Origin of the sequence: Arenibacter sp. ARW7G5Y1, from assembly GCF_003201775.1 — a bacterium.
Classification (GTDB): Bacteria; Bacteroidota; Bacteroidia; order Flavobacteriales; family Flavobacteriaceae; genus Arenibacter.
Window position 1 is genome coordinate 311854 of sequence record NZ_QJJZ01000001.1, and the last position, 23078, is coordinate 334931.

The window sequence follows — 23078 nt, forward strand, 5'->3', positions numbered from 1 at the left end:
CCTTTGGTTTTAATTGATCTATCTAAAATAGATAGAAAAATGCAGTAATACTAAAAACGTCCCCAAATGCATGAATTTGGGGACGTAACTTTTAGAATTTAACTGGTGTTTGCAATGGCTTACCCGCATTTGGACGAACCACAGTCCTTACATGTAAGACATCCCTCTTGGTAAATCAGATTCTTTGAATTACAGGAATCACATTTTTGACCCTTGGCCTCCGTGCCATCGGCTACATATCTTTTGAGCGCTCTTGCAACGCCATTTTTCCAAGTGTTGATAGATTCACTATCCAGTTGTAGGCTATTGATAAGGTCTACCACTTTTTCTATTGGCATGCCATGACGTAGCGTACTGGAAATCAATTTGGCATAGTTCCAATATTCGGGATTAAATTTATGGGATAGTCCTTCTATGGTTGTTTTGTAACCTCTTTTGTTCTTGTACTGAAAATCATATCGGGAGGAGCCGTCTTCGTTTCTACTTTTTATAATTACACCGTTGTTTACCCATCTAGGAATTAAAATACCGTCCTCATCATCGGCCATACCGGTAAAAATTTCATAGGGCTGGTCGTTGATCAGGCCAATAAAGGCGATCCACTTTTCTTTGTTGTTTTGTAGTCGCACTACATCGGCTTCTAAAATTTGGGGGCGTTTTGTGGGGAAATGGGTAAGGGATTCCTCATTATCCGATTTTTTTGATTCATTGGAGATCAGTACACCGGATCTGGAACCATCCCGGTAAACGGTTACACCCTTACACCCGGCTTTCCAAGCTTCCAGATAGAGTTTGCCGACCAATTCTTCCGATACCTCGTTCGGAAGGTTTATGGTGACGCTTATGGAATGGTCAACCCATTTTTGAACGGCACCTTGTAAACGGACTTTGCTCAACCAATCCACATCATTGGAGGTAGCTTTGTAGTACGGGGAATTTTCTACAATTTTTTGTAATTCCTCTTGGGAATAATTTTTTTCGGTATCAATTCCTTTGACGGACATCCATTGTTTAAATTTATGATGGAAAACCAAATACTCTTCCCAAGAATCCCCTACTTCATCCACAAAATCAATGCGGACATCCTTGTCATTGGGATTAACTTTTCTACGGCGTTTGTATACTGGTAGGAAAACCGGTTCAATGCCGGAGGTGGTTTGGGTCATCAAACTTGTGGTACCGGTAGGTGCAATAGTCAATAACGCAATATTTCTTCGGCCGTATTCCAACATTTCATAGTACAGTTTATCATCGGCTTCCTTTAGTCTTAGGATAAAGGGGTTGTTCTTTTCCCTTTCGGCATCAAAAATTTCAAAGGCTCCTCTGTCTTTGGCCGTATGTACAGAGGCCCTATAGGCTTCCAGGGCAATGGTCTTGTGTACTTCAATTGAAAATTTGTTGGCATCTTCACTTCCATAACGCAAGCCAAGTGCCGCCAACATATCTCCTTCGGCAGTAATGCCTATTCCTGTTCGTCTTCCCTGCTGGGCCTTTTCTTTGATGTTGGTCCATAAATTATATTCCACTGCTTTTGTGTCATCCATTTCCGGATCGGCTTTTATTTTCTCCAGGATCACATCTACCTTTTCCAATTCAAGGTCTATAATATCGTCCATAATACGCTGGGCTGCCGCAATATGTTCTTTAAATAGTTTAAAATTAAATGTCGCCTTGTCTGTAAATGGTTGATCCACATAAGAGAAGAGGTTAATGGCCAACAAGCGACAGGAGTCATAAGGACATAGTGGAATTTCGCCACAGGGATTGGTGGACACTGTCTTGTAACCCAGATCTGAATAACAGTCCGGTACGGATTCCTTTATAATGGTGTCCCAAAACAAAATACCGGGCTCTGCCGATTGCCAGGCGTTGTGGACTATTTTGCCCCAAAGTTTTTGGGCATCTATAGTTTTGGAAACTCTGGGGTTGGGGCTTTGGACAGGAAATTTTTGGGTGTAAGGGCTTCCACTCTCAACAGCTTTCATGAAATCATCGTCCATTCTAACGGAGACATTGGCTCCCGTTACTTTACCCTGTTCCATTTTGGCATCTATAAAATCTTCCGCATCAGGATGATTTATGGAGACCGATAACATTAAGGCCCCCCTTCTGCCATCTTGGGCCACTTCCCTGGTTGTATTGGAATATCTTTCCATAAACGGTACAAGGCCGGTCGAGGTCAGGGCCGAGTTTTTTACGGGCGACCCCTTGGGCCGTATATGGGATAGATCGTGGCCAACTCCACCGCGGCGTTTCATAAGCTGTACCTGTTCCTGGTCTATTTTCAAGATTCCCCCATAGGAATCGGACTGGCCGTCATTGCCTATAACAAAGCAATTGGACAGGGATGCAATTTGAAAAGGATTGCCAATACCCGCCATTGGGCTACCCTGGGGGACTATATATTTAAAGTTTTTTATCAGGCTAAAAACTTGCTCTTCATTAAGGGGGTTTGGATATTTTTGTTCAATTCTGGAAATCTCCTTGGCTATCCTGTGGTGCATATCATCAGGGGTGAGCTCATAAATATTCCCTTCGGAATCTTTTAGGGCATATTTGTTTACCCATACCCTGGCCGCAAGGTCATCACCTTTAAAATATTCTAAAGAAGCATTAAAGGCTTCTTCCTGACTGTAGGTCTTTTGTGGCCCTTGGGCGATTTTAGTTGGCATATAATGTTTTTTAAGGGTTGTTGTAACAATTGGAATAAAGAACAAAAGTATTAAAAAAAATGGAAGGAAAAACATGATAATTATCATGAAAGTTTACAAGAAAATGGAGTTAAAATACTTAAAATCAATAAAATATGTAATTATTAACAGTAAAAAGTTAACAAATAAATTATACTTTTTTTTAATTTAATTTTATTAACCTATCATTTTAAAGGGATTCTGGATCTGGAAACGGGAAGGATTTAAATTTTGGACGAGATGTTTCTACCTGGTTGATTTTTGATCAAAGCGCTTCCAATTGGTATGGGGTTACAATGGATCCGGATTAGTACTTAAATTATCCTGGTTAATCTAAATTTTAGTTCTTTTTACCATGGATATTAGAGGGGTATTTGCGATTTTTGTAAAATGAGAACATTGGTAATCGGAGATCTTCATTCTGGGTTAAAGGCTTTGGAGCAGGTATTGGAAAGGGCAAAAGTGAGTCCTAGTGACCACCTTATATTTCTGGGGGACTATGTGGATGGGTGGAGTGATGCTGTGAATACGGTAAATTTTTTAATGGAGCTTAGGCAGACCCACAAATGCTCGTTTATCAGGGGAAATCACGATGAACTTTGCAATGATTGGTTGAAAAGTGGAGAGAATAATACACTTTGGTTGCAACATGGAGGGAGTGCTACCCAAAATTCTTATCGGTTGGTGGACGATAAAATAAAGGAAGCCCACATACAATTTTTCGATAATTTGGAGAATTATATTCTGGACACTGAAAATCGCTTGTATATCCACGCGGGATTTACTAACTTAAGGGGTGTGGGCCACGAGTATTTTTCCAAAACCTATTATTGGGATAGAACACTTTGGGAAATGGCCTTGTCATTGGATCCATTACTGACTGAAGAGGATAAATTTTATCCTCAAAGGTTAACACATTATAGGGAGATTTTTATTGGCCATACGCCGGTGACAAGGATTGGGAGGACAACTCCGAAGAATGCTGCCAATATTTGGAATGTAGATACAGGGGCGGCCTTCAGAGGTCCTTTGACTATTATGGATGTTGGATCTAAGGAATACTGGCAAAGTGATCCGGTGTATTTGTTTTATCCCTCCGAAATGGGAAGAAACTAAATTTTACAGTCCGTAGGGACGGATTATCAAGATTATTAAGGATATTTACATAAAATTTGAAGAATGTCTAATAAGAACGTTAGAATAGAAGTAATGAAGTCCATTGAGGATAAGGTGGATGGTTTTATAGACCAGTACCTTATACCTATACAGGACATTTGGCAACCCACAGATTTTTTACCGGATACACAAAGTGAAGGCTTTATGGATCACGTAAATCAGATACGTGAGGAAGCCAAGGAACTGGGATATGATCTATGGGTTACCTTAGTGGCGGATACGATTACGGAGGAGGCACTCCCTACTTACGAATCTTGGCTAATGGATGTTGAAGGAATAGATCAGCACGGAGAAAACAAGAATGGTTGGTCCAAATGGGTACGTCATTGGACGGCTGAGGAAAATAGGCATGGCGATGTGCTGAATAAATACCTTTATTTGGCCGGAAGGGTCAATATGAGGGAGGTGGAAATTACTACCCAGTATTTGATTGCCGATGGTTTTGATATTGGAACCGATAGAGATCCCTATAAGAATTTTGTTTATACCTCTTTTCAGGAGTTGGCCACCAATATATCACACAAAAGGGTGGGTCAAATGTGCAAAAAGGGTGGTAATTCGCTTCTTGGGAAAATGTGTACCATTATTGCGGGAGATGAAATGCGCCATCATTTGGCCTATAGGGAATTTGTTAAGGTGATTTTTGAAAACGACCCAAGCCAGATGATGTTGGCCTTTGCCGATATGATGAAGAAAAAGATTGTTATGCCTGCCCATTTTCTAAGAGAGTCTGGTGGAAGCATAGGGACCGCTTTTGAAAATTTCTCCAACTGTGCCCAAAGATTAGGGGTTTATACTGCCCAGGACTATATAGATATATTGAAAAAACTCAATAGCTATTGGGAATTGGATAGTATTCGAAGTCTTAATGACGACGCGGAAAGGGCAAGGGACTATTTAATGAAATTGCCGGATAGGTTGGAGCGAATTGCTGGCCGGATGAAATTCCCAGAAGACAACTACAGGTTCAAGTGGGTTGAGGCCAATGGAAGAATGGTTTAGCAAAAAAATTTCTAGAAGATAAAAAGACCCCACTTAAGGTTATAAGTGGGGTCTTTTAATTGTTTTTGTCAGCAATGGTCAGTTGATTAAAAGGTGTATTTAATAAAGGTATAGGGGTGCTTTTTTAATTCAACTTGATTAAATTATATGGAAGTCCCTTTAAATTATAGTTTTCCTCTTTTGTGTTCTTCCTGCCATTTGTGCAATTCTTTCCATTTGCCTTCATAGGCCATTTTTGCTTGCATAGGCCATGAGGCGGGATCGTGAATCTTATAACGGGTTCCTCCACTGCCCAATATCTCCTGACATTTGTCAACGGAGGTTTCGGACAGATCTTTCCATGTTTTAATATTAAATGAATTGAAAAGTTGCTGAATTTTAGGGCCTATCCCTTCCACTATTTTTAAATCGTTCTGTTTTATGGTCTTGCCAAAGACAGATTTTGCAGCCTGTGCGCTGAATGGAAGCACTGTTTCTGCAGTAACTATGGGAGGAACAGCCTTTGTAGGGGCAACACGCTCTGACTCTTGGGATAGTTGTTTGTTACACGCAGCCAAATCGGTTTCCAGTTTTGCATTTTTGTCCTTTAGGATATTCAATTCTGAAGAGTGGTCTATTTGGGAATTACCGCCTTTTCCAATTAGATACCCAAATAGTGCGCAGACTATACCTACAATGGCCGGAATTAACCAGCACCAGATATTCATGTTTTCCATATACTTTATAGATTTTGGTTAGTTGTTTTAATTAGGGTTGTTTATGTGGTTTTTCTTTATAACCGGACTATTTTTAACAATGACTTCAGAATTTTCAACAGCAGATGGGTCGCCTTCTGAACGAGAGCAGTTATTGCACAGCATAATGTTAAAATAGGTGCCGGCAAGAATGGCGATTACTATCCCCAATATATTGGTTGTTCTTTTGGTCATTATGTACTGCTATGTGGGTTTAGCTTAAATATATTAAAAATTTCCCTTAAATGTTAAGAAAAATCACATTAAATATTACCTATCAGTGAGTTAGCAGGAATTTAGGACGTATTTTTCTTCAAAATATTTTCTTATGCGTCTATCGTAGTTTTAGCAGAGAACGCATCACGAGGATTTAGTGCAATGGCCTAAAAACATACCGATTATACAAATTTTGGCACCATCCATATAAATTTGCTTTTAATCATGGGCAGAAATATGGACTTTAGCGTAAATAATAGAATTATAAAGACCTTATTTCTCCCGACTAGGTTCCGGCATTGAAATAGGTCTTTTTTCACCATAATTATTTGAGTTAGTTTGGTTAAACCCGCAGCTATTTCTAATGGACCTATTCGGGGGGAGGGGAAATTTTCAAGTGGCTACGGGTTTATTTTATTCTAAATATTGAAGTAAAAATTTTTTGTCTTGAAGTATTGAGCTATTCTTCAGGATGTAATTTGGTTGGTTAGTTTAAAACCCGCTATGTACTGGAACAAAGCAGTACATAGCGGGTTTTTTTATAAGTTTAATTCTAGAGATCAAATTTTATTCCTTGTGCTAATGGCAATTCTGTGGTGTAGTTAATGGTATTGGTCTGTCTTCTCATATAGATTTTCCAGGCATCCGAACCAGATTCACGTCCACCACCTGTTTCTTTTTCCCCTCCAAAAGCTCCACCGATCTCCGCACCTGAGGTTCCAATGTTAACATTGGCTATTCCGCAATCGCTGCCTTGAACTGATAGAAATTGCTCTGCTTCCCGCAGATTATTTGTCATTATGGCGGAAGATAGCCCTTGGACCACTCCGTTTTGTATGGAAATGGCGTTCTCAACATCTCCAGAATACTTTAATAGATATAGTATGGGAGCAAAGGTTTCGTGCTGTACAATCTCATAGGCATTACTTGCTTCGGCTATGGCGGGTTTTACATAGCAGCCACTTTCAAATCCTTTCCCTTGCAAGACGCCCCCTTCAACAATAAGCTTGCCTCCTTCTTCTACAACCTTGCGAAGCGCCTCTTGGTACATCTTTACGGCATCGGTATCAATCAATGGGCCCACATGGTTTTTTTGATCCAAAGGGTTCCCAATCCGCAATTGTTTATAGGCGGTAACAATTGCATCTTTTACCTTCTCATAAATAGAATCGTGTATGATTAATCTTCGTGTGGAGGTACAACGTTGGCCTGCCGTGCCTACGGCCCCAAATACGGCTCCAATAACGGTCATTTTTATGTCTGCATCAGGGGTAACTATTATGGCATTGTTTCCTCCCAGTTCCAAGAGGGATTTCCCCAATCGGGCGGCTACTGCCTGGGCAACGATTTTTCCCATGCGTATAGATCCGGTGGCGGATATCAAAGGCACTCTCTTATCATGGGTCATAAACTCGCCTACTTTGTAATCGCCATTGATTAAACAGGAAATACCTTCTGGAAGATTATTTTCCTTAAATACGGCAGCTGCAATGTTTTGACATGCAACTCCGCATAGCGGCGTTTTTTCACTTGGTTTCCAAACACAGACATCTCCTGAAATCCATGCCAGGGCTGTATTCCATGCCCATACGGCTACCGGGAAATTGAACGCGGAGATGATGCCAACTACCCCTAAAGGATGATATTGCTCGTACATCCTATGTCCTGGTCTTTCGGAGTGCATGGTGAGTCCGTGCAATTGTCTGGACAGACCTAAGGCGAAATCGCAGATATCGATCATTTCCTGCACCTCTCCCAAACCCTCTTGATATGATTTTCCCATTTCATAGGAAACCAGTTTTCCCAAAGGTTCTTTTAGTTCACGAAGTTTATCGCCAAACTGTCGTACTATTTCCCCCCTTTGGGGTGCGGGTTTTGTTCTCCATGTTTTAAATGCATTCGTAGCCGAATCCATCACTTTTTCGTAGTCTTCCCTGGAGGTGGTCTTTACTTTACCAATCAGAATACCATCCACTGGAGAATATGAGCTTAATTCTTCTCCCGAAGAAAAAGTATCCGAACCTGTTGAGGTTCCGTTATTTATAGCTTTTACGCCCAATGCTTTCAAAGCTTCATGGATTCCAAATTCCTGTGCAATTTTTGACATTTATAACTATTTTATCGTTAAATGTTATATTTTTTCAAATTTACAAATTAATGTGTAGTCTAGGGTATCAGCAGTCATAAATGTTTTAATACCCGATTTATGGCTCTAATGCAACTTAGGTTAAAGAAAATAATATTTACCAAGGGTATATATTATTCGTCCTCCTTGGCAATAAACCGTTCATCAACGGGCATTATAGTCCCACAATTACTGCAGGTTCTAAGTTTTTCCGAACCATAAAAGGTTTTAAAATGTCCTAAAAAGTCCTTTTCAATATTATTTAAGGTGAAGTATACTTCATAAAGTTTATGGTTACAGTTGTCGCAAAACCACAGCAAACCATCATCAACGTTCATCCCGGCCCGTTTGCGTTCTATGACCAAACCTATGGATCCTTCTTTTCTAACAGGGGAATGAGGTATTTTAGCTGGGTGCAGGTACATGTCCCCTGGTCCCAATTGCATCGTCTTTTTTTGGCCGTTTTCCTGGATGTGAACTTCAATATTTCCTTCCAATTGATAAAACAGTTCCTCGGTTTCATTGTAATGATAATCTTTTCTGGCGTTGGGGCCGGCAACGACCATAACAATATAGTCTCCCGATTCCGTGTAAAGGTTTTTGTTTCCTACGGGAGGTTTTAAAGTATCCCTATTTTCGGAAATCCATTTATTTAGATTGAATGGTTGTTTTATGGACATAGTGCATCTTATAGAAGTTAATATTTTTCTGCCGCCATTTAATATTGACATTAACGGTTATGCTATCCAATATTAAAAAGCGGATTCACATCAAAAATAATAAAACTAAACTGCTTTAAAGAAGACTATCGGTAGAAGAGTTGTGTAAAATATAGTTTGCCATCGGTGTTCCTCTTTACGCTTACCGCAGTATGTGTAAATTCGCCTTCCATAGTTTTCCTATGGTCGGAACTGGCCAGCCATTTTTGAAAGGCCTCAAGGGCAGAATCGTAGTCCTTCGCCACATTTTCGGAGACGAATGAGGCATTAACTGCCTGGGAAATATCCGATGCACGTGCGCTAAAATTGTCGTGGTTTATAGAGCCTTTGGCAATCATATAGTCTGTATGCTTGTTCGCATACTCATAAGCCACTGAGCTAAAATCCAAATCGTTATAGCCCAAGCCAATACGATGTTCATTGACGATTCCAAGTAATTCCTGTTCTACTTCAACCGCATTTTCTACTTCTGGACTTATTGCCGGCTCTATTGACTCTGTGCTGCAAGAGACTACTACAAATGCGAACAAAAGCATTACAAAATAATGCATTTTCATTTTCATATAATGTTCTATTTGTAAGTAGGAAGAAAGGGAAGAATGGGGAATTCTTGTGTTCTTATAATTGGCTTCTCGTAACCAACGATGGTAATATTAAAAAATTAATTTATCACGAACTGGAATAAAATAGGTTATTCGACGAAATGCATATTTCGCCATACATCCTGTAATCCAAGGGCTGCCAATACGCTGAACCCAACACTGGATTTCCAATAACAATTTGGTATTTGGATTTTCCATGCCTAGGCCGTAATTCACATGTCAGCATTATATTGGGGCCGAGCTTAATTGGAGCAAAAAATACTCCATAAAGGGGAAAACATTTTATCTTTACTGTACTAAAATGGTTCATACATGAAATTAATTGTCCATGCCCTAATATTTCTTTTCATCCTTGGATGCGGCCCGAAAAAAGAAACGGAAAAAATTCCGTTAGACAACCTACATCTTTATCATGAATATATTACGGAAGTGTCCCATGGATTAATTTCGGCAAGAGCGGATGTTCGGGTAGTGTTGAACCGCCCTGTAGATTCATGGGAAAGCGGCAAGGAATTGGATGAGGATATATTGGTGGTATTGCCCAAGACAAGGGGTAAGGTAATTGCTTTGGATAGTAGGACCATTGCTTTTGTACCCGAGGCCGGGTTTCATCAGAATAGCACCTATGGGTTTACATTGAATTTGGGGTCTATTATTTCCGGAGTTCCAAAGGAATTGCACAAGTTCAATTTCGAGGTAAAGACATTGAAACAACAGTTTAATGTGTATACCCAGGCCCTTCAATCCTATTCCAAGGATTATCAATATTTGGAGGGACAATTGAAAAGTGCCGATCAATTAAGTTTGGCCAATGCCAAGCAGTTGTTGGAGGTGAAACAGAATGGGAAAAATGTCCCTGTTAAATTTGATTCATCCATAGCTGAAGGAACCCAATTTTATTTTAAGATCGATAGTATTCAGCGATTCGCCGAGGATACGGACTTGGAGGTTAGGTGGGACGGTGGTGTTTTGGACATTGAAAGTGTTGGGAAAAATAGTATAAAAATACCGGGCAAGAGTAATTTTACCATTCTTGATGTTGGCTTGGAAACAGGGGAAAATCAAATCATAAATATCAATTTTTCGGATCCCTTAAAAAAAGGTCAAAACTTTAAGGGCTTGGTGGTTTTGGAAGGGGATGGCAAGCTGAAATTTGATGTGGTGGGGAATACCCTAAAGGTATATCCTTCCAAAGAGATGAGCACAACCTTAAGGCTCGAGGTTTTTGAGGGTATTGAAAGCGTTGATGGGTACAAACTTAAAACAAGGCTTACAGAGCGGGTTGCGTTCGAACAAATAAAACCCGAGGTCCGCCTGTTATCAAATGGAACAATTTTACCCTCTTCCAATAATCTGAAAATCAATTTTGAAGCGGTAAATCTGAAGTCGGTAAACCTAACCGTCTATAAAATTTTCGAGAGCAATATTCTACAGTTCTTGCAAGGCAATGATCTTAACGGGAGTTACAATCTAAAAACGGTGGCAAGGCCCATAGCCAAAAAGAAATTGGAATTGGAAACCGGCCTTGGCAATACCAATGGTAAATGGTCGGCACATGCCATCGATTTAAGAACGCTCATTACTCCTGAAATAGGGGCTATTTATAGAGTTGAATTTAGTTTTAAACCTTCGTATAGCCTATTTAAATGTGACAGTACCAATTTTGATAATGAAGTCTTGTCAGAGGATGATTTTGATCAAGAAACAGAAAACAGTTCATGGGACGGGGTGGAATCCTATTATGAAGATTATTACTTTAACTATGACTGGAATCAACGTGATAACCCTTGCCATACTTCTTATTTCTATGACAAAACGGTAGGCACCAATGTCTTGGCCTCCGATCTAGGGATAACCGTAAAACAAGGGGTGAACAAGAGTTATTTTGTTGCGGTCAATAATATTGTAAGTACTGAACCCATTGCAGGGGCCAAGGTAACTTTCTATAATTACCAACAACAGCCCATTGGTCAGGTAATAACAGCGATGGATGGAACCTCTCTCTTTGATACCGATCATATGGCGTATTTTGCCGTAGCGGAGAGCAATGGTCAAAAGACCTATGTTAAATTAAATGACGGAAATGCCCTTTCCGTTAGTAAGTTTAATGTTGATGGGGTTGCACTACAAAAGGGAATAAAAGGTTATATTTTTGGGGAAAGGGGTGTATGGCGACCTGGTGACAAACTTTTTCTTTCGTTTATGTTAAACGATAAGGCCAATAAACTCCCGGTAGGGCATCCGGTAAAACTGGAATTGATAGACCCCTATAACAAGGTGGTCCTTAGGGAAGTAAGGACAAATTCACTTAACAATTTTTATAGTTTTGTTGTAAGTACAGATGAGAATGCACCTACGGGCAATTGGTTGGCGAAAGTTTCTGTAGGAGGGGCAAGCTTCACAAAGACCATTAAAATTGAAACGATCAAGCCAAATAGATTAAAGATTAAAACAGCGTTTGAGAATGAGGTGTTATCGGGAGGTAAACCCATTAAAGGGATGCTGGAGGCCACTTGGCTTCACGGTGCGGTTGCAAAAAACCTGAAAGCGGATATCACTGCCAGGTTCAATGTACAGACTACAACCTTTAAGAACTTTCCGGCGTATGTTTTTGATGATCCCACAAGGGCGTTTACAGCAGAGGACCAAATTGTTTTCAATAGTACCATCAATGCCGAAGGTAAAGCAGCCTTTTCATTAAATCCACAAATTAACAGTCAGGCTCCGGGAATGCTTACGGCAGCATTTATTACCAAGGTTTATGAAAATGGGGGCGATTTTAGTACGGATGTTTTTACAAAGCAATATTCCCCATTTGACACCTATGTAGGCCTTAATGTACCTAAAGGCGATAAAACTAGGGGAATGTTGCTCACAGATGAGACCCATAGCTTTGAAGTGGTAACGGTAGATGAAATGGGCAATGCCAAAGCCACCAGTAATTTAAAAGTTGCTATTTATAAAGTAGGTTGGAGATGGTGGTGGGAGACTTCTGCCGATAATCTTTCCAACTTTAGCAGCAGTGAGTATCAAGAAAAAGTACTGGAAAAAACCATAAGCACTAATTCCAGTGGGAAGGCATCATTTAATTTTGAGCTAAAATATCCCGAATGGGGCCGATATTTGGTTAGAGTGGAAGATCCGAAGGGAGGCCATGCAACAGGTAAAACCATATATGTAGATTGGCCTGGATGGGCGGGAAAATCGATGAAAAACGACCCTTCTGCCGCCACCATGTTAATGTTTTCCACGGATAAGGAAGTCTATAATGTAGGGGAAACGGCCACCGTTACCTTTCCTGGTTCGGAAGGCGGTAGGGCATTGGTTACCGTTGAAAATGGAAGTGAAGTACTGCATTCACAATGGGTGGAATCAGAAAAAGGGGAAACAAAATTTGAAATCCCTATATCGGAATTGTATACGCCCAATGTTTACATCAATATTAGTTTGCTGCAGCCACATGCCACTACCTTAAACGATTCCCCCATACGAATGTACGGGGTAGTTCCTATATCGGTTGAAGATCCTTTTACAAAATTACAACCGGAAATTGTCATGCCAAATGTCTTAAGGCCCGAGGAAAGTATAACTCTCAAAGTAAAAGAGAAACAAGGTAGGGCCATGACCTATAGCATTGCCATGGTGGATGAAGGGTTGCTGGACCTAACGCGTTATAAGACCCCAAACCCGTGGAATACTTTTTATGCCCGGGAAGCATTGGGGGTCAAGAGTTGGGATGTATACGATGATGTAATCGGGGCCTTTGGCGGGAGAATAAATCAGGTCTTCGCCATTGGTGGTGACGGGGAATTGGCAGGGGCCAAAAATAAAAAGGCCAATCGCTTTGAACCCATGGTGGTTTATCTGGGTCCTTTTAGCCTGAATAAAGGAGAGACAATATCACACAAAATAAACATCCCCAAATATGTTGGTTCCGTACGGACCATGGTCATAGCCGGAAATTCTGGGGAAGCCGCATATGGTATGGCAGAGAAAACCACCCCTGTAAGAAAACCACTTATGGTATTGGCTTCCTTGCCAAGGAAAATTACCCCAGGGGAAACGGTGACTTTACCGGTTACGGTTTTTGCTATGGAGGACAAAGTAAAGGAGGTGACCCTAAAAATTAAACCGGACCCTGCCTTTAGTATTGAAGGTAAGACCGTGCAAAACGTTTCTTTTACCGAACCTGATGAAAAAATGGCCTATTTTCAATTGAAAGTGGCCGATTTTAAAGGTATTGGTAAAGTAGTGGTAGAGGCTTCAGGCAATGGGGAAAGGGCCTCTTTTGAGGTGCCGATTGATGTGGTGAATCCCAATCCATTGACGACGGTTACAGAAAATATTGTCTTGGAGGCCGCCAGTAGTAGTAAAATTGATCTTGAAACTTTTGGCATCCCCGGCAGTAATAATGCAGAGGTGGAATTTTCTACCCTTCCTCCAATGAACTTTAATGGAAGAATGCAATATCTGATCCAATATCCGCACGGGTGTTTGGAGCAGACCACCTCCAGTGCATTTCCACAATTATATATTTCGGATATCTTCGATATTAATGCAGCAAAGAAAAGAGAGATACAGCAAAATGTTGAAAGTGCCATCAAAAGGGTTGGCGGCTATCAAACACCGAGTGGTGGTTTCGCCTATTGGCCAGGACAAAATTATGCAGATGATTGGAGTTCATCCTATGTAGGACACTTTTTATTGGAGGCCGAGAAAAAGGGATATGTTTTGCCTCTAGGATTTAGGTCTTCCTGGCTTAATTACCAACAGAATATAGCCAGACAATGGAGACCCGGCACAGGGCATTCGGATTTGGCCCAGGCATATAGACTATACACCTTGGCACTCTCGGGAAATGCGGATATTGCTTCAATGAACAGGTTAAGGGAGATGCCCAATTTGTCCAACGAGGGTAAATTCCGCCTGGCGGCTGCCTATGGACTTGTTGGCCAGGAACCTGTGGCCCAACAAATAATTAAATCTGTTAATTACGATTTTTCCGGAGGTAAAAATTACCATCAAACCTACGGGTCTTCCGATCGCAATAGGGCTATGGCTCTGGAAACCTATGTGCTTTTTAATGATAAGGCAAAAGCGCAGGAAATGGCTCGAAACTTAGCACAGCGTTTAAGTTCCGATGAATGGATGAGTACCCAAAGTACCGCCTATTGCCTGCTGGCAATGGCAAAATTTGCCGATATGATAGGGGGTAAGGGAATTAAGGCCAACATCACTGTTAATGGAGATAATATTGCAATAAATACCGATAAAACCTTGGCCAATACGGGACTGGCCATTGGAACAGGGACCAATACCATCAATATAGAAAATACGGGTGATAATTTGCTTTATGTGAGCATTGTCAACAGTGGAATTTTACCGGTGGGGGAGGAAAGGGAATTGCAACGCAATTTAGTGGCCAATATCATCTTTAAGGGAAGGAACGGTATTAAATTGGATCCATCTTCCATAATGCAAGGCGCGGATTTTGTTGCAGAAGTATCGCTTACCAATACCAAGTCAGAAGTAATTAAAAATGTAGCATTGTCAGAAATATTCCCTAGTGGATGGGAAATAGTAAATACCAGGTTCACGGAATTTGGTGATTTTGCTGAAAACGAGGTTACTTATACCGATATAAGGGATGATAGGGCCAATTTTTATTTTGACCTGAAGAAGAACGAAACAAAAACATTTAGAGTACTGTTGAATGCCTCGTATTTGGGAAAATATTATTTGCCAGGTATACAGGCAGAGGCTATGTATAACAATGATTATGCCGTGCGTACCAAAGGCCAATGGGTAGAAGTTGTGAGGTAATGGCTCCTGTTGGGCCTAAAAAATGTACCTCGTTTAACGCAACCATTTTGTGTTTTTCGCATTTATAAATAAAAATATAAATAGCATCACATGAAAAAAACAATTTGGTTTGGGCTTTTTGGGGCCATTGCATTTAGCATCCTATTGGTAGGTTGTAGTACGGATAATACCGTTGAATGCCCTGCGGATTACGAGGGGGCACTCGTTGAGGAGGAAAATGGGTTGCTCGGAACTTGGGAATTGTCGGCAATATTGGCGGAAAAAGAAGTAGATCTTACAAAAGACGACGAGCAGAATCCCAAAAAGGATATTTATGCACAATATACGGACTGTGAAAAGGATGGCGAGTATACCTTCGGACCAGGTCGAACCTACAAATTTGCCCAAGGGCAGCATGCTTCAAACTGTAGTAATAAGCTTAAGATTGAGGGAAGCTGGAAACTATCCAGTGACATATTGGGTTTAATTGGTAATTGTTCAAGTCAAAATTTGAAAATTGTTTTCAATGAGGACAAATCTGAATTTAGCACTACTTCCAATTATAACATAACAGATGTAAACGGGGCAACCATTCAAACAGACGTAAAATTTACTTATACAAAAGTGGAAGCCACCGAATAAACGGCATTGCGGTGTAAAATAATATCATCCCATGGTGGCTAATTTTTTTGGTGCCATGGGATATTATAATTAGCCACTTACCTTAATGAAGGTATTTTTTTCATTTTCGTTTTGGGGAGGTTCCTTCTCCAAGGCTTTATTCTCCTTTAATACCTTACTAAAAACAAGGGCCCCTATTTCCTTCACAGGGGTATATAGTTTGGATTCGTCGATTGCTTCCTGCTTAACAAATCCAAGTTGATTATTGGTCTTGTCGAAAAATATCAATAGGGCCCCTAGGATTACGGCAACCTTCAGTAAGCCAAAGATTCCTCCTGCTATTTTATTTAGTAACCCCAGCATAGCAAAATCGGCAATCTTGGTCAACAAACGTCCAGCCATATTAACTACGAGGACAATAATTATAAAGGTAAGCAAGAAGGAGGCGGTGTTCATATATCGTTCGTTCCATTCCATATTTTTGGAAAGATATTCCCCAACAATGTAGGAGAAGTGAATGGCCCCGTACAAACCTGCCACAAGGGCGACCAAGGAGGCCAATTCTACAAAGAGACCATTTTTAACTCCTTTGTAAAGGCCATAAAGTAATAGCAGTCCAATAATAATATCCAATATACCCATACAGAAGTCTTTTGACAAATATAAAACTTTGATTTGTACCTTTGAACAATTCTATTCTGTTTGGATGGTAAATCCAACATTAGATATAAATTAGGATAAATTACAATGTCTAGAGATACACAATTAAAAGATAGATGGGAGATTTTGGTAAAAAAGCTATCTTCCCAATTTGCGGACAACGACCCCATGGAATTGGATGCCATCATATATTTGGTAGGAGTCCAGGAACTGGGACAAATTCATAAAACCTTTAAGAAGGATGAAAAATTAAATCTTATGCATATAGCCATCTGCAGGCTGTTGGAGCCTTATGGGTATTATGAGTTCGATTTTTTTGATGAAGATGGGTGGCCACATTATAATATTAAGGAAGAGTTGCCCCCATTAAAAGCCGGTGAACAATCTGTATTGATGAAGGAAGCCTTGGTGAGCTACTTCTTGGAAAAGAAATACATTATATAGATATGGAACCTAAAAAACCCTATTACGCCGTAATATTTACTTCTATAACAGCGGAAGATATTAATGGGTATAAGGAAATGGCCGAATGGATGGAGGCTTTGGCCCGGAGACAGAAAGGTTTTTTGGGCTTTGAAAGTGCAAGGGATCAAATAGGGATCAGTGTAAGTTATTGGGATAGTCTGGGTGCCATAGCGGATTGGAAAATGCAGGCCGATCATTTGTTTGCCCAAAAAAAAGGTAAGGAAGAATGGTACAAATGGTATAAGGTCCGTGTTTGCATGGTGGAAAGGGAATATGAATTTGGGAAAGGATAAGGGTCCAGGCAAGGGAGTAAAAACCTATCAACGGTTGTGGGGGCTAGTTCAAAGGCATCCTAAGAAGATTCTTATTCTTGTTTTACTGTTGGTAGCCTATTATTTTTGTTTGCCCAATCAACTATTCCATACCCCTCATGCTACCGTGGTTGAGAGTAAATCGGGCAAGCTTTTGGGAGCCGTTATTGCCGAGGATGGTCAATGGAGATTCCCTATGGTGGATAGTGTGCCCTACAAATTTGAGGCATGTATATTAAATTTTGAGGATGCCCATTTTTATCAACATCCCGGTTTTAATCCAGTTTCCATAAGCAAAGCCTTTATAGCAAATATTTTGGCAGGGAAAACGGTTAGGGGAGGTAGTACCCTAACCCAACAAGTGATACGTTTATCCCGTAATAACAAAAGGCGTACTTATTGGGAAAAAGTAAGGGAACTGGTTTTGGCTACGAGATTGGAGCTGAAATTTTCCAAGAAATATATATTAAAATTATATGCCAGTCATGCTCCCTTTGGTGGAAACGTGGTAGGATTGGAGGCGGCGGCTTGGCGTTACTTCGGGATGCAGCCCAGTCAATTGTCATGGGCCGAAGCAGCTACTTTGGCCGTATTGCCCAATGCTCCAAGTTTAATATACCCTGGAAAGAATGCAACGAAACTGCTGAACAAGAGAAATAGGTTACTTCATAAATTATGGAATAATAACCATATAGATAGTACTACCTACCAGCTTTCACTTTTGGAAGAATTGCCCCAAAAACCTTTTCAACTTCCGGATACAGCACCACATTTGGTACAATATTTGGCCAAAAAATATAAGGGGAAGAGAATCTTGACCCATGTGGACCAAAATCTACAAGCCAATATAAATAGCATTGTAAATACACATTATAAAAACTTAAGGCAGAATCAGGTGTATAATGCGGCAGTATTGTTGATGGATGTTAAAACACGTAAAGTACTATCATATGTGGGCAATACGCCAACGGACAATGAACACGAAAAGGATGTGGATATGGTACAGGCCAATCGCAGTACAGGAAGTGTTCTAAAGCCTTTATTGTATACCGCCATGATGAATGCGGGCGAATTGTTGCCTGGGATGCTAATACCGGATGTTCCAACCCAGATAGCAGGTTATACACCCGAGAATTTCAACGAAAGCTATAGTGGCGCGGTAGAGGCCGATAAGGCCTTGGCCAAGTCCTTAAATATTCCTGCAGTACGGTTGTTGCGTTCCTATGGCTTGGAAAAATTTCGGGATCAACTGGATTTGTTTAACCTAAGGGGCCTTGATAAACCGGCCGATCATTATGGCCTAACATTAATTCTTGGCGGGGCAGAAAGTAATCTATGGGATTTGTGCAAGACCTATGCCTCCCTAGCATCAACCGTAAACCATTTTAACGCCACCTCAAGTGAGTACTATACCAAGGAATTCGTAGAGCCAAACCTTACAGTGGATACTAGGGTAGATTTTGGTGCTAAGTCTACCGAGCCGACTATTTTTGATGCCGCGAGCATCTATCTTGCCTTTGAGGCCATGAAGAAAGTAAACCGTCCCGAGGGAAGCGAATCCTGGGAGTTTTTTGATTCTTCCAAACAGATAGCATGGAAGACGGGAACCAGTTTTGGCAATAAGGATGCCTGGGCCATTGGTATTACCAAAGATTACGTAGTTGGGGTTTGGACGGGTAATGCCGATGGTGAAGGACGGCCAAATGTAACCGGACTCACTAGTGCGGCACCAATTTTATTTAATGTGTTCGATGTTTTGCCCAGGTCTTCGTGGTTTCAAAAACCAGAGGATGAGTTTACGGAAATAAAAGTATGTTCGGAAAGTGGTTACCTGGCTACTGAAATTTGTCCCAAAAAAATAATATCCATCCCCAAAAAACAAAATTTTATAAAGCCATGTGGGTATCACCAATGGGTGCATTTAGACTCTCAAAAGCAATTTAGGGTCAATTCCTCCTGTGCAGATTTGTCACGGACAGTGAGCCAATCTTGGTTTGTATTGCCCCCTTTAATGGAATACTATTATAAAAAGGGACATCCCTCCTATAAAACATTACCACCTTTAATGGAAAATTGTAAGGAAACCAATGTGGCGGCAATGGAGTTTATATACCCAAGCAACGGAAGTAGAATAACCTTGGCAAGAAATTTTGAAGGTAAAAAGAATGAGTTGATAATTAAGTTGGCCCATGTTAAACCCGCAACACCGGTTTATTGGTATTTGGACGGGAAATTTATGGGACAAACCACGGACTACCATGAAATGGGATTGATGCCCCGGCCCGGAAAGCATGGAATTACGGCAGTTGATGCCCTAGGTAACGAAGTTGCCCTAATGATAACGATAGAGTAACAATTACCTTTTTGATTTGGGCCTATAATCAGTTACCTTTAATGACGGTCAAAGTAAAATATATTCGGCCACAATAAACGGATACCCTTTAAAAAGATGACAAAAAATATTCGATTTTCAAATTTGGATAGAAAAAAAACAATTGCCAAACTAAGGGAGGAGACCTTTGATCTGGTGGTTATTGGCGGCGGTATTACAGGGGGTGGAATTGCCTTGGATGCTGCATCCAGAGGTTTGAAGGTAGCCTTGGTGGAAAAAAATGATTTTGCGTCTGGAACCAGTAGCAAATCAACGAAATTGATCCATGGTGGACTGAGATATCTAAAACAATTTGATTTCTGGCTGGTAAAGGAAGTGGGTTCGGAAAGGGCCATAGTACATAATTTGGCGCCACATTTAGTGTTGCCGGAGAAAATGTTGTTGCCGTTGATAGAAAATGGGTCTTATGGCAAATGGCTTACTTCCATAGGGTTAAAGGTTTATGATATTTTGGCCCAGGTGGCAGGAGATGATAAACGTAAAATGTTGGAGAAGAAAGAGGCTCTTAAATTGGAACCTTTGCTGCCCAAAAAGATATTGAAAGGAGCAGGATATTATGCAGAGTACAGGACAGATGATGCCAGGCTCACTATGGAGACTATAAAGACCAGTCTGCAATATGGCGCCATGCCTATCAACTATACTATGGTAACCGATTTTATTTACGAAGAGGATATGGTTGCTGGGGTCATAGTAAAGGATATGGTCTTGGATACCAACTTCCATATAAAGTCCAAATATGTAATAAGCGCTGCAGGACCTTGGGTAGATGAACTTAGGGGCATCAACAATTCCAAAAAAGGAAAGCGATTGCACTTAACGAAAGGGGTACATTTGGTTTTCCCTTTTGAAAAATTACCTATAAAGCAATCCGTTTATTTTGATATTCCGGATGGGCGCATGATGTTTGCGATTCCAAGGGGCAAGATTACGTATGTTGGAACTACGGACACAAATTTTAATGAGAATAAGGATAGCGTTAAAACGGATGTGGCCGATGCTATTTATTTAATATCTGCCGTAAATAATATGTTTCCCAAGATTAATTTGGAAATGGAAGATATAATCTCCTCATGGGCAGGATTGCGCCCGCTTATACACGAAGAAGGTAAGTCTGCCTCTGAATTATCGCGAAAAGATGAAATTTTCACTTCAGATACCGGCCTCATAAGTATTGCAGGTGGAAAGCTAACGGGCTATCGTAAAATGGCAGAACGCGTAGTAAACAGAGTAGCCAAAAAAATGGAGGAGGATTATGGAATTAGTGTAAAAAATTCTGATACTGAGCATATTCCCTTATGTGGAAACGATTTTAAAAAGTATAAATACGTAAAGAAATATATTACTGAAATCCATGAAAGATTGACCCCTGAGGGATTTTCGAAATATGAAGCCTGGTATTTGGTAACCAATTATGGAAAGCAAACCGAAACAATATTGCAGTACTATGCAAAACAGAAGGAAGATGATCACGTGTTGGGCATGGCAAAGGCCGAGTTAAAATTTACTATTGAAAATGAAATGGTACAAACTCCCATGGATTTTTTTATACGTAGAACTGGAAGATTGTACTTCGATATAGATAGTGTAAGAAAATTGATGGAACCCATCTTGGCCGAGTTCAAAACTATTTACAAATTGGATGATGGGATTATCGGCTCCTATCGGAAAACCCTGAAAGAAGAAATAGAAGAGCATTCCAATTTTTCACTGGACCGAATTTAAGGATAGTGGCAAAAGTGGTGTTGTGAGGCCCCAAGGAGTTAAACCTTAGGGTTAATCCAGCTTTTCTGTCAGCTCCTTAAAGACTTTTTTTGGATTTTTATTTTCATAAAGTACTTCGTAAACGGCATTTAGAATTGGAGTTTTTGATTTCTTCTTGTGTTTTGAAACAATAAGATGGGCACTATTGGTGGCATAATATCCCTCCGCTACCATTTTCATTTCCATCATAGCGCTTTTTACAGTATAACCTTTACCGATCATATTCCCAAACATACGGTTACGACTAAAAACAGAGTAGCCGGTTACCAGAAGGTCTCCTAAATAGGCTGAATCGTTGATGTTGCGCTTCATTTTATGTACCCGTTTTATAAACCGTTTCATCTCTCTTATGGAATTGCTCATCAATACGCTTTGAAAGTTGTCGCCATAGCCCAAACCATGTGCAATACCGGCAGCAATGGCATAAATATTCTTTAGCATAGCCGCATATTCCGTCCCGATAATATCGTCTGATATTTTGGTTTTTATATAGTCGCTACTAAGGTGTTTGGCCACTATTTTGGCTTTTTCGGTGTCCGCACAGGCTATGGTTAAATAGGACAATCGTTCCAATGCTACTTCCTCGGCATGGCATGGTCCTGTAATGACCCCAATATTTTCAAAGGGAACTTTATAGTTGACGTGAAAATGTTCCCCGACTATCAAACTGGATTCTGGCACAATACCTTTAATGGCCGAAAAAATGATTTTATTCTTTATATCTACGGTCAATTGTTTCAATTCGTTCTCTAAAAAAGCGGAGGGAATTGCAAAAATAAGGATATCGGCATCAGCAACAGCCACGTTGATATTGTCCGTCAGGTTTAATTGTTCTGTATTAAACTCTACCGAACTTAGGTAATTGGGGTTGTGTTTCTGTGTTCTAATGTGTTCTATAGCATCCGTATTTCTCATGTACCAATTAACCACATCGGCATTCTCTGTCAACATTTTTACAATGGCAGTTGCCCAGCTACCCCCTCCCAACATGGCAAATTTCATTTTGTTTTTCATCTATTCAAAATTTCTTGTTGTACGGCCAATACCCAATGTTTAGGATATTGGCTTTAAAAAACGTCAATGGCCAATAAATTGTCCAATATCAATTTAGAAGAGCACATTGTTTAATAAAATCCATGGCAATGTAGGACTGTTTTTTGGAGATTCAAAACAAGAATTATATACCAACGGTAATAGGTTTTGACCTAATCATATAGCCATATTTTTCACTGTAAAGGTGTTGTTTATCTATAATGGCAGGTAATAAATTAATTATCAGTAGTTTATAGTGCTTATATAATGATTGTATTTACATGAATTAGTAATCTCTGAACCATAGGATATGAGAGTTGTTAAATTGCTAATGGCGGGATATATATTAACAATGAGGTGGACGGCTAATTGAGCTTGGAAGTATTCATTGTGGACAAGATCACTATTGAGTTATATGATTCCGATAGGCAAACCTCATATTTTTGGAGGGATATGAATGAAATAACTTTGATTATGACATGGTATCTTAGGACAATATTGAAGACTTGCTGTAGGGATATGAAGTTTGGGAAAAGATTACAAAGAGTGGGGAGGGAGTGGTAAACCATTTCGCTTCCGAAAATTACCTGCAGTTCTAATATGATGGTAACATATCTATCTTTAATTCCTCGGTAGACCCCAGTGGGATGCATTTCAACGATGTTTTATGGGATAATTGGGGGAAATATTCCCTATTTGATGTTTATAACGATGAAACGCTCAAAACTTTAACACTGGATTAGGACTTCACGGGCAATGATTACTTT

Annotated in this window: 16 protein-coding genes; 8 read left to right on the forward strand and 8 right to left on the reverse strand. The window is 40.2% G+C overall.

Annotated features, from left to right (window positions below):
- Window positions 1-119 precede the first annotated feature (119 nt).
- Window positions 120-2672 (reverse strand): adenosylcobalamin-dependent ribonucleoside-diphosphate reductase, encoded by a 2553-nt coding sequence (locus tag C7972_RS01285; protein ID WP_110354782.1) that lies wholly within the window; start codon window positions 2670-2672, stop codon window positions 120-122.
- A gap of 408 nt (window positions 2673-3080) precedes the next feature.
- Between C7972_RS01285 and C7972_RS01290 the strand changes: the two genes are divergently transcribed.
- A complete protein-coding gene (locus tag C7972_RS01290) occupies window positions 3081-3806 on the forward strand; it encodes a metallophosphoesterase (RefSeq protein WP_110354395.1) in 726 nt (241 codons plus the stop codon).
- Window positions 3807-3869: 63 nt separating this feature from the next.
- On the forward strand, window positions 3870-4868 hold the full coding sequence (locus C7972_RS01295; protein ID WP_110354396.1) for an acyl-ACP desaturase: 999 nt from the start codon (window positions 3870-3872) through the stop codon (window positions 4866-4868).
- Window positions 4869-5032: 164 nt separating this feature from the next.
- Here C7972_RS01295 and C7972_RS01300 read toward each other — a convergent pair whose 3' ends face one another.
- The 5 genes from C7972_RS01300 to C7972_RS01320 form a co-directional block, all read right to left on the reverse strand.
- Entirely contained in the window at window positions 5033-5584 is a 552-nt protein-coding gene (locus C7972_RS01300; protein ID WP_110354397.1) for a hypothetical protein, read from the reverse strand.
- A 27-nt stretch (window positions 5585-5611) separates the two neighbouring features.
- Window positions 5612-5797 carry a hypothetical protein gene (locus C7972_RS01305; protein WP_110354398.1) on the reverse strand — a complete coding sequence of 62 codons (186 nt, stop codon included), beginning with the start codon at window positions 5795-5797 and terminating at the stop codon, window positions 5612-5614.
- Window positions 5798-6371: 574 nt separating this feature from the next.
- Window positions 6372-7925, reverse strand: a complete 1554-nt coding sequence (locus C7972_RS01310; protein WP_110354399.1) for an aldehyde dehydrogenase family protein — start codon at window positions 7923-7925, stop codon at window positions 6372-6374.
- A 152-nt stretch (window positions 7926-8077) separates the two neighbouring features.
- Window positions 8078-8623, reverse strand: a complete 546-nt coding sequence (locus C7972_RS01315; RefSeq protein WP_110354400.1) for a 3-hydroxyanthranilate 3,4-dioxygenase — start codon at window positions 8621-8623, stop codon at window positions 8078-8080.
- Window positions 8624-8748: 125 nt separating this feature from the next.
- Window positions 8749-9225 (reverse strand): CAP domain-containing protein, encoded by a 477-nt coding sequence (locus C7972_RS01320; protein WP_110354401.1) that lies wholly within the window; start codon window positions 9223-9225, stop codon window positions 8749-8751.
- Window positions 9226-9576: 351 nt separating this feature from the next.
- On the opposite strand from C7972_RS01320, the gene C7972_RS01330 reads away from it, so the two are divergent.
- A complete protein-coding gene (locus C7972_RS01330) occupies window positions 9577-15087 on the forward strand; it encodes an alpha-2-macroglobulin (RefSeq protein ID WP_110354403.1) in 5511 nt (1836 codons plus the stop codon).
- 90 nt (window positions 15088-15177) lie between these two features.
- A complete protein-coding gene (locus C7972_RS01335) occupies window positions 15178-15708 on the forward strand; it encodes a DUF5004 domain-containing protein (protein ID WP_110354404.1) in 531 nt (176 codons plus the stop codon).
- 69 nt (window positions 15709-15777) lie between these two features.
- Here C7972_RS01335 and C7972_RS01340 read toward each other — a convergent pair whose 3' ends face one another.
- A complete protein-coding gene (locus tag C7972_RS01340; RefSeq protein WP_110354405.1) occupies window positions 15778-16329 on the reverse strand; it encodes a CvpA family protein in 552 nt (183 codons plus the stop codon).
- Window positions 16330-16434: 105 nt separating this feature from the next.
- Here C7972_RS01340 and C7972_RS01345 point away from each other — a divergent pair, with 105 nt between their 5' ends.
- The 4 genes from C7972_RS01345 to C7972_RS01360 all read left to right on the forward strand — a co-directional run bounded on the left by C7972_RS01345 (window position 16435) and on the right by C7972_RS01360 (window position 21240).
- On the forward strand, window positions 16435-16791 hold the full coding sequence (locus C7972_RS01345; protein WP_110354406.1) for a hypothetical protein: 357 nt from the start codon (window positions 16435-16437) through the stop codon (window positions 16789-16791).
- 2 nt (window positions 16792-16793) lie between these two features.
- A complete protein-coding gene (locus tag C7972_RS01350) occupies window positions 16794-17105 on the forward strand; it encodes an antibiotic biosynthesis monooxygenase (RefSeq protein ID WP_110354407.1) in 312 nt (103 codons plus the stop codon).
- Window positions 17086-19476 (forward strand): penicillin-binding protein 1C, encoded by a 2391-nt coding sequence (pbpC, locus tag C7972_RS01355; RefSeq protein ID WP_110354408.1) that lies wholly within the window; start codon window positions 17086-17088, stop codon window positions 19474-19476. Before C7972_RS01350 ends, pbpC begins: the two co-directional genes overlap by 20 nt.
- A gap of 96 nt (window positions 19477-19572) precedes the next feature.
- Window positions 19573-21240 carry a glycerol-3-phosphate dehydrogenase/oxidase gene (locus C7972_RS01360; protein WP_110354409.1) on the forward strand — a complete coding sequence of 556 codons (1668 nt, stop codon included), beginning with the start codon at window positions 19573-19575 and terminating at the stop codon, window positions 21238-21240.
- 51 nt (window positions 21241-21291) lie between these two features.
- Here the strand turns inward: C7972_RS01360 and C7972_RS01365 are convergent, their stop codons facing one another.
- A complete protein-coding gene (locus C7972_RS01365; protein ID WP_110354410.1) occupies window positions 21292-22293 on the reverse strand; it encodes an NAD(P)H-dependent glycerol-3-phosphate dehydrogenase in 1002 nt (333 codons plus the stop codon).
- Between the last annotated feature and the right edge of the window lie 785 nt (window positions 22294-23078).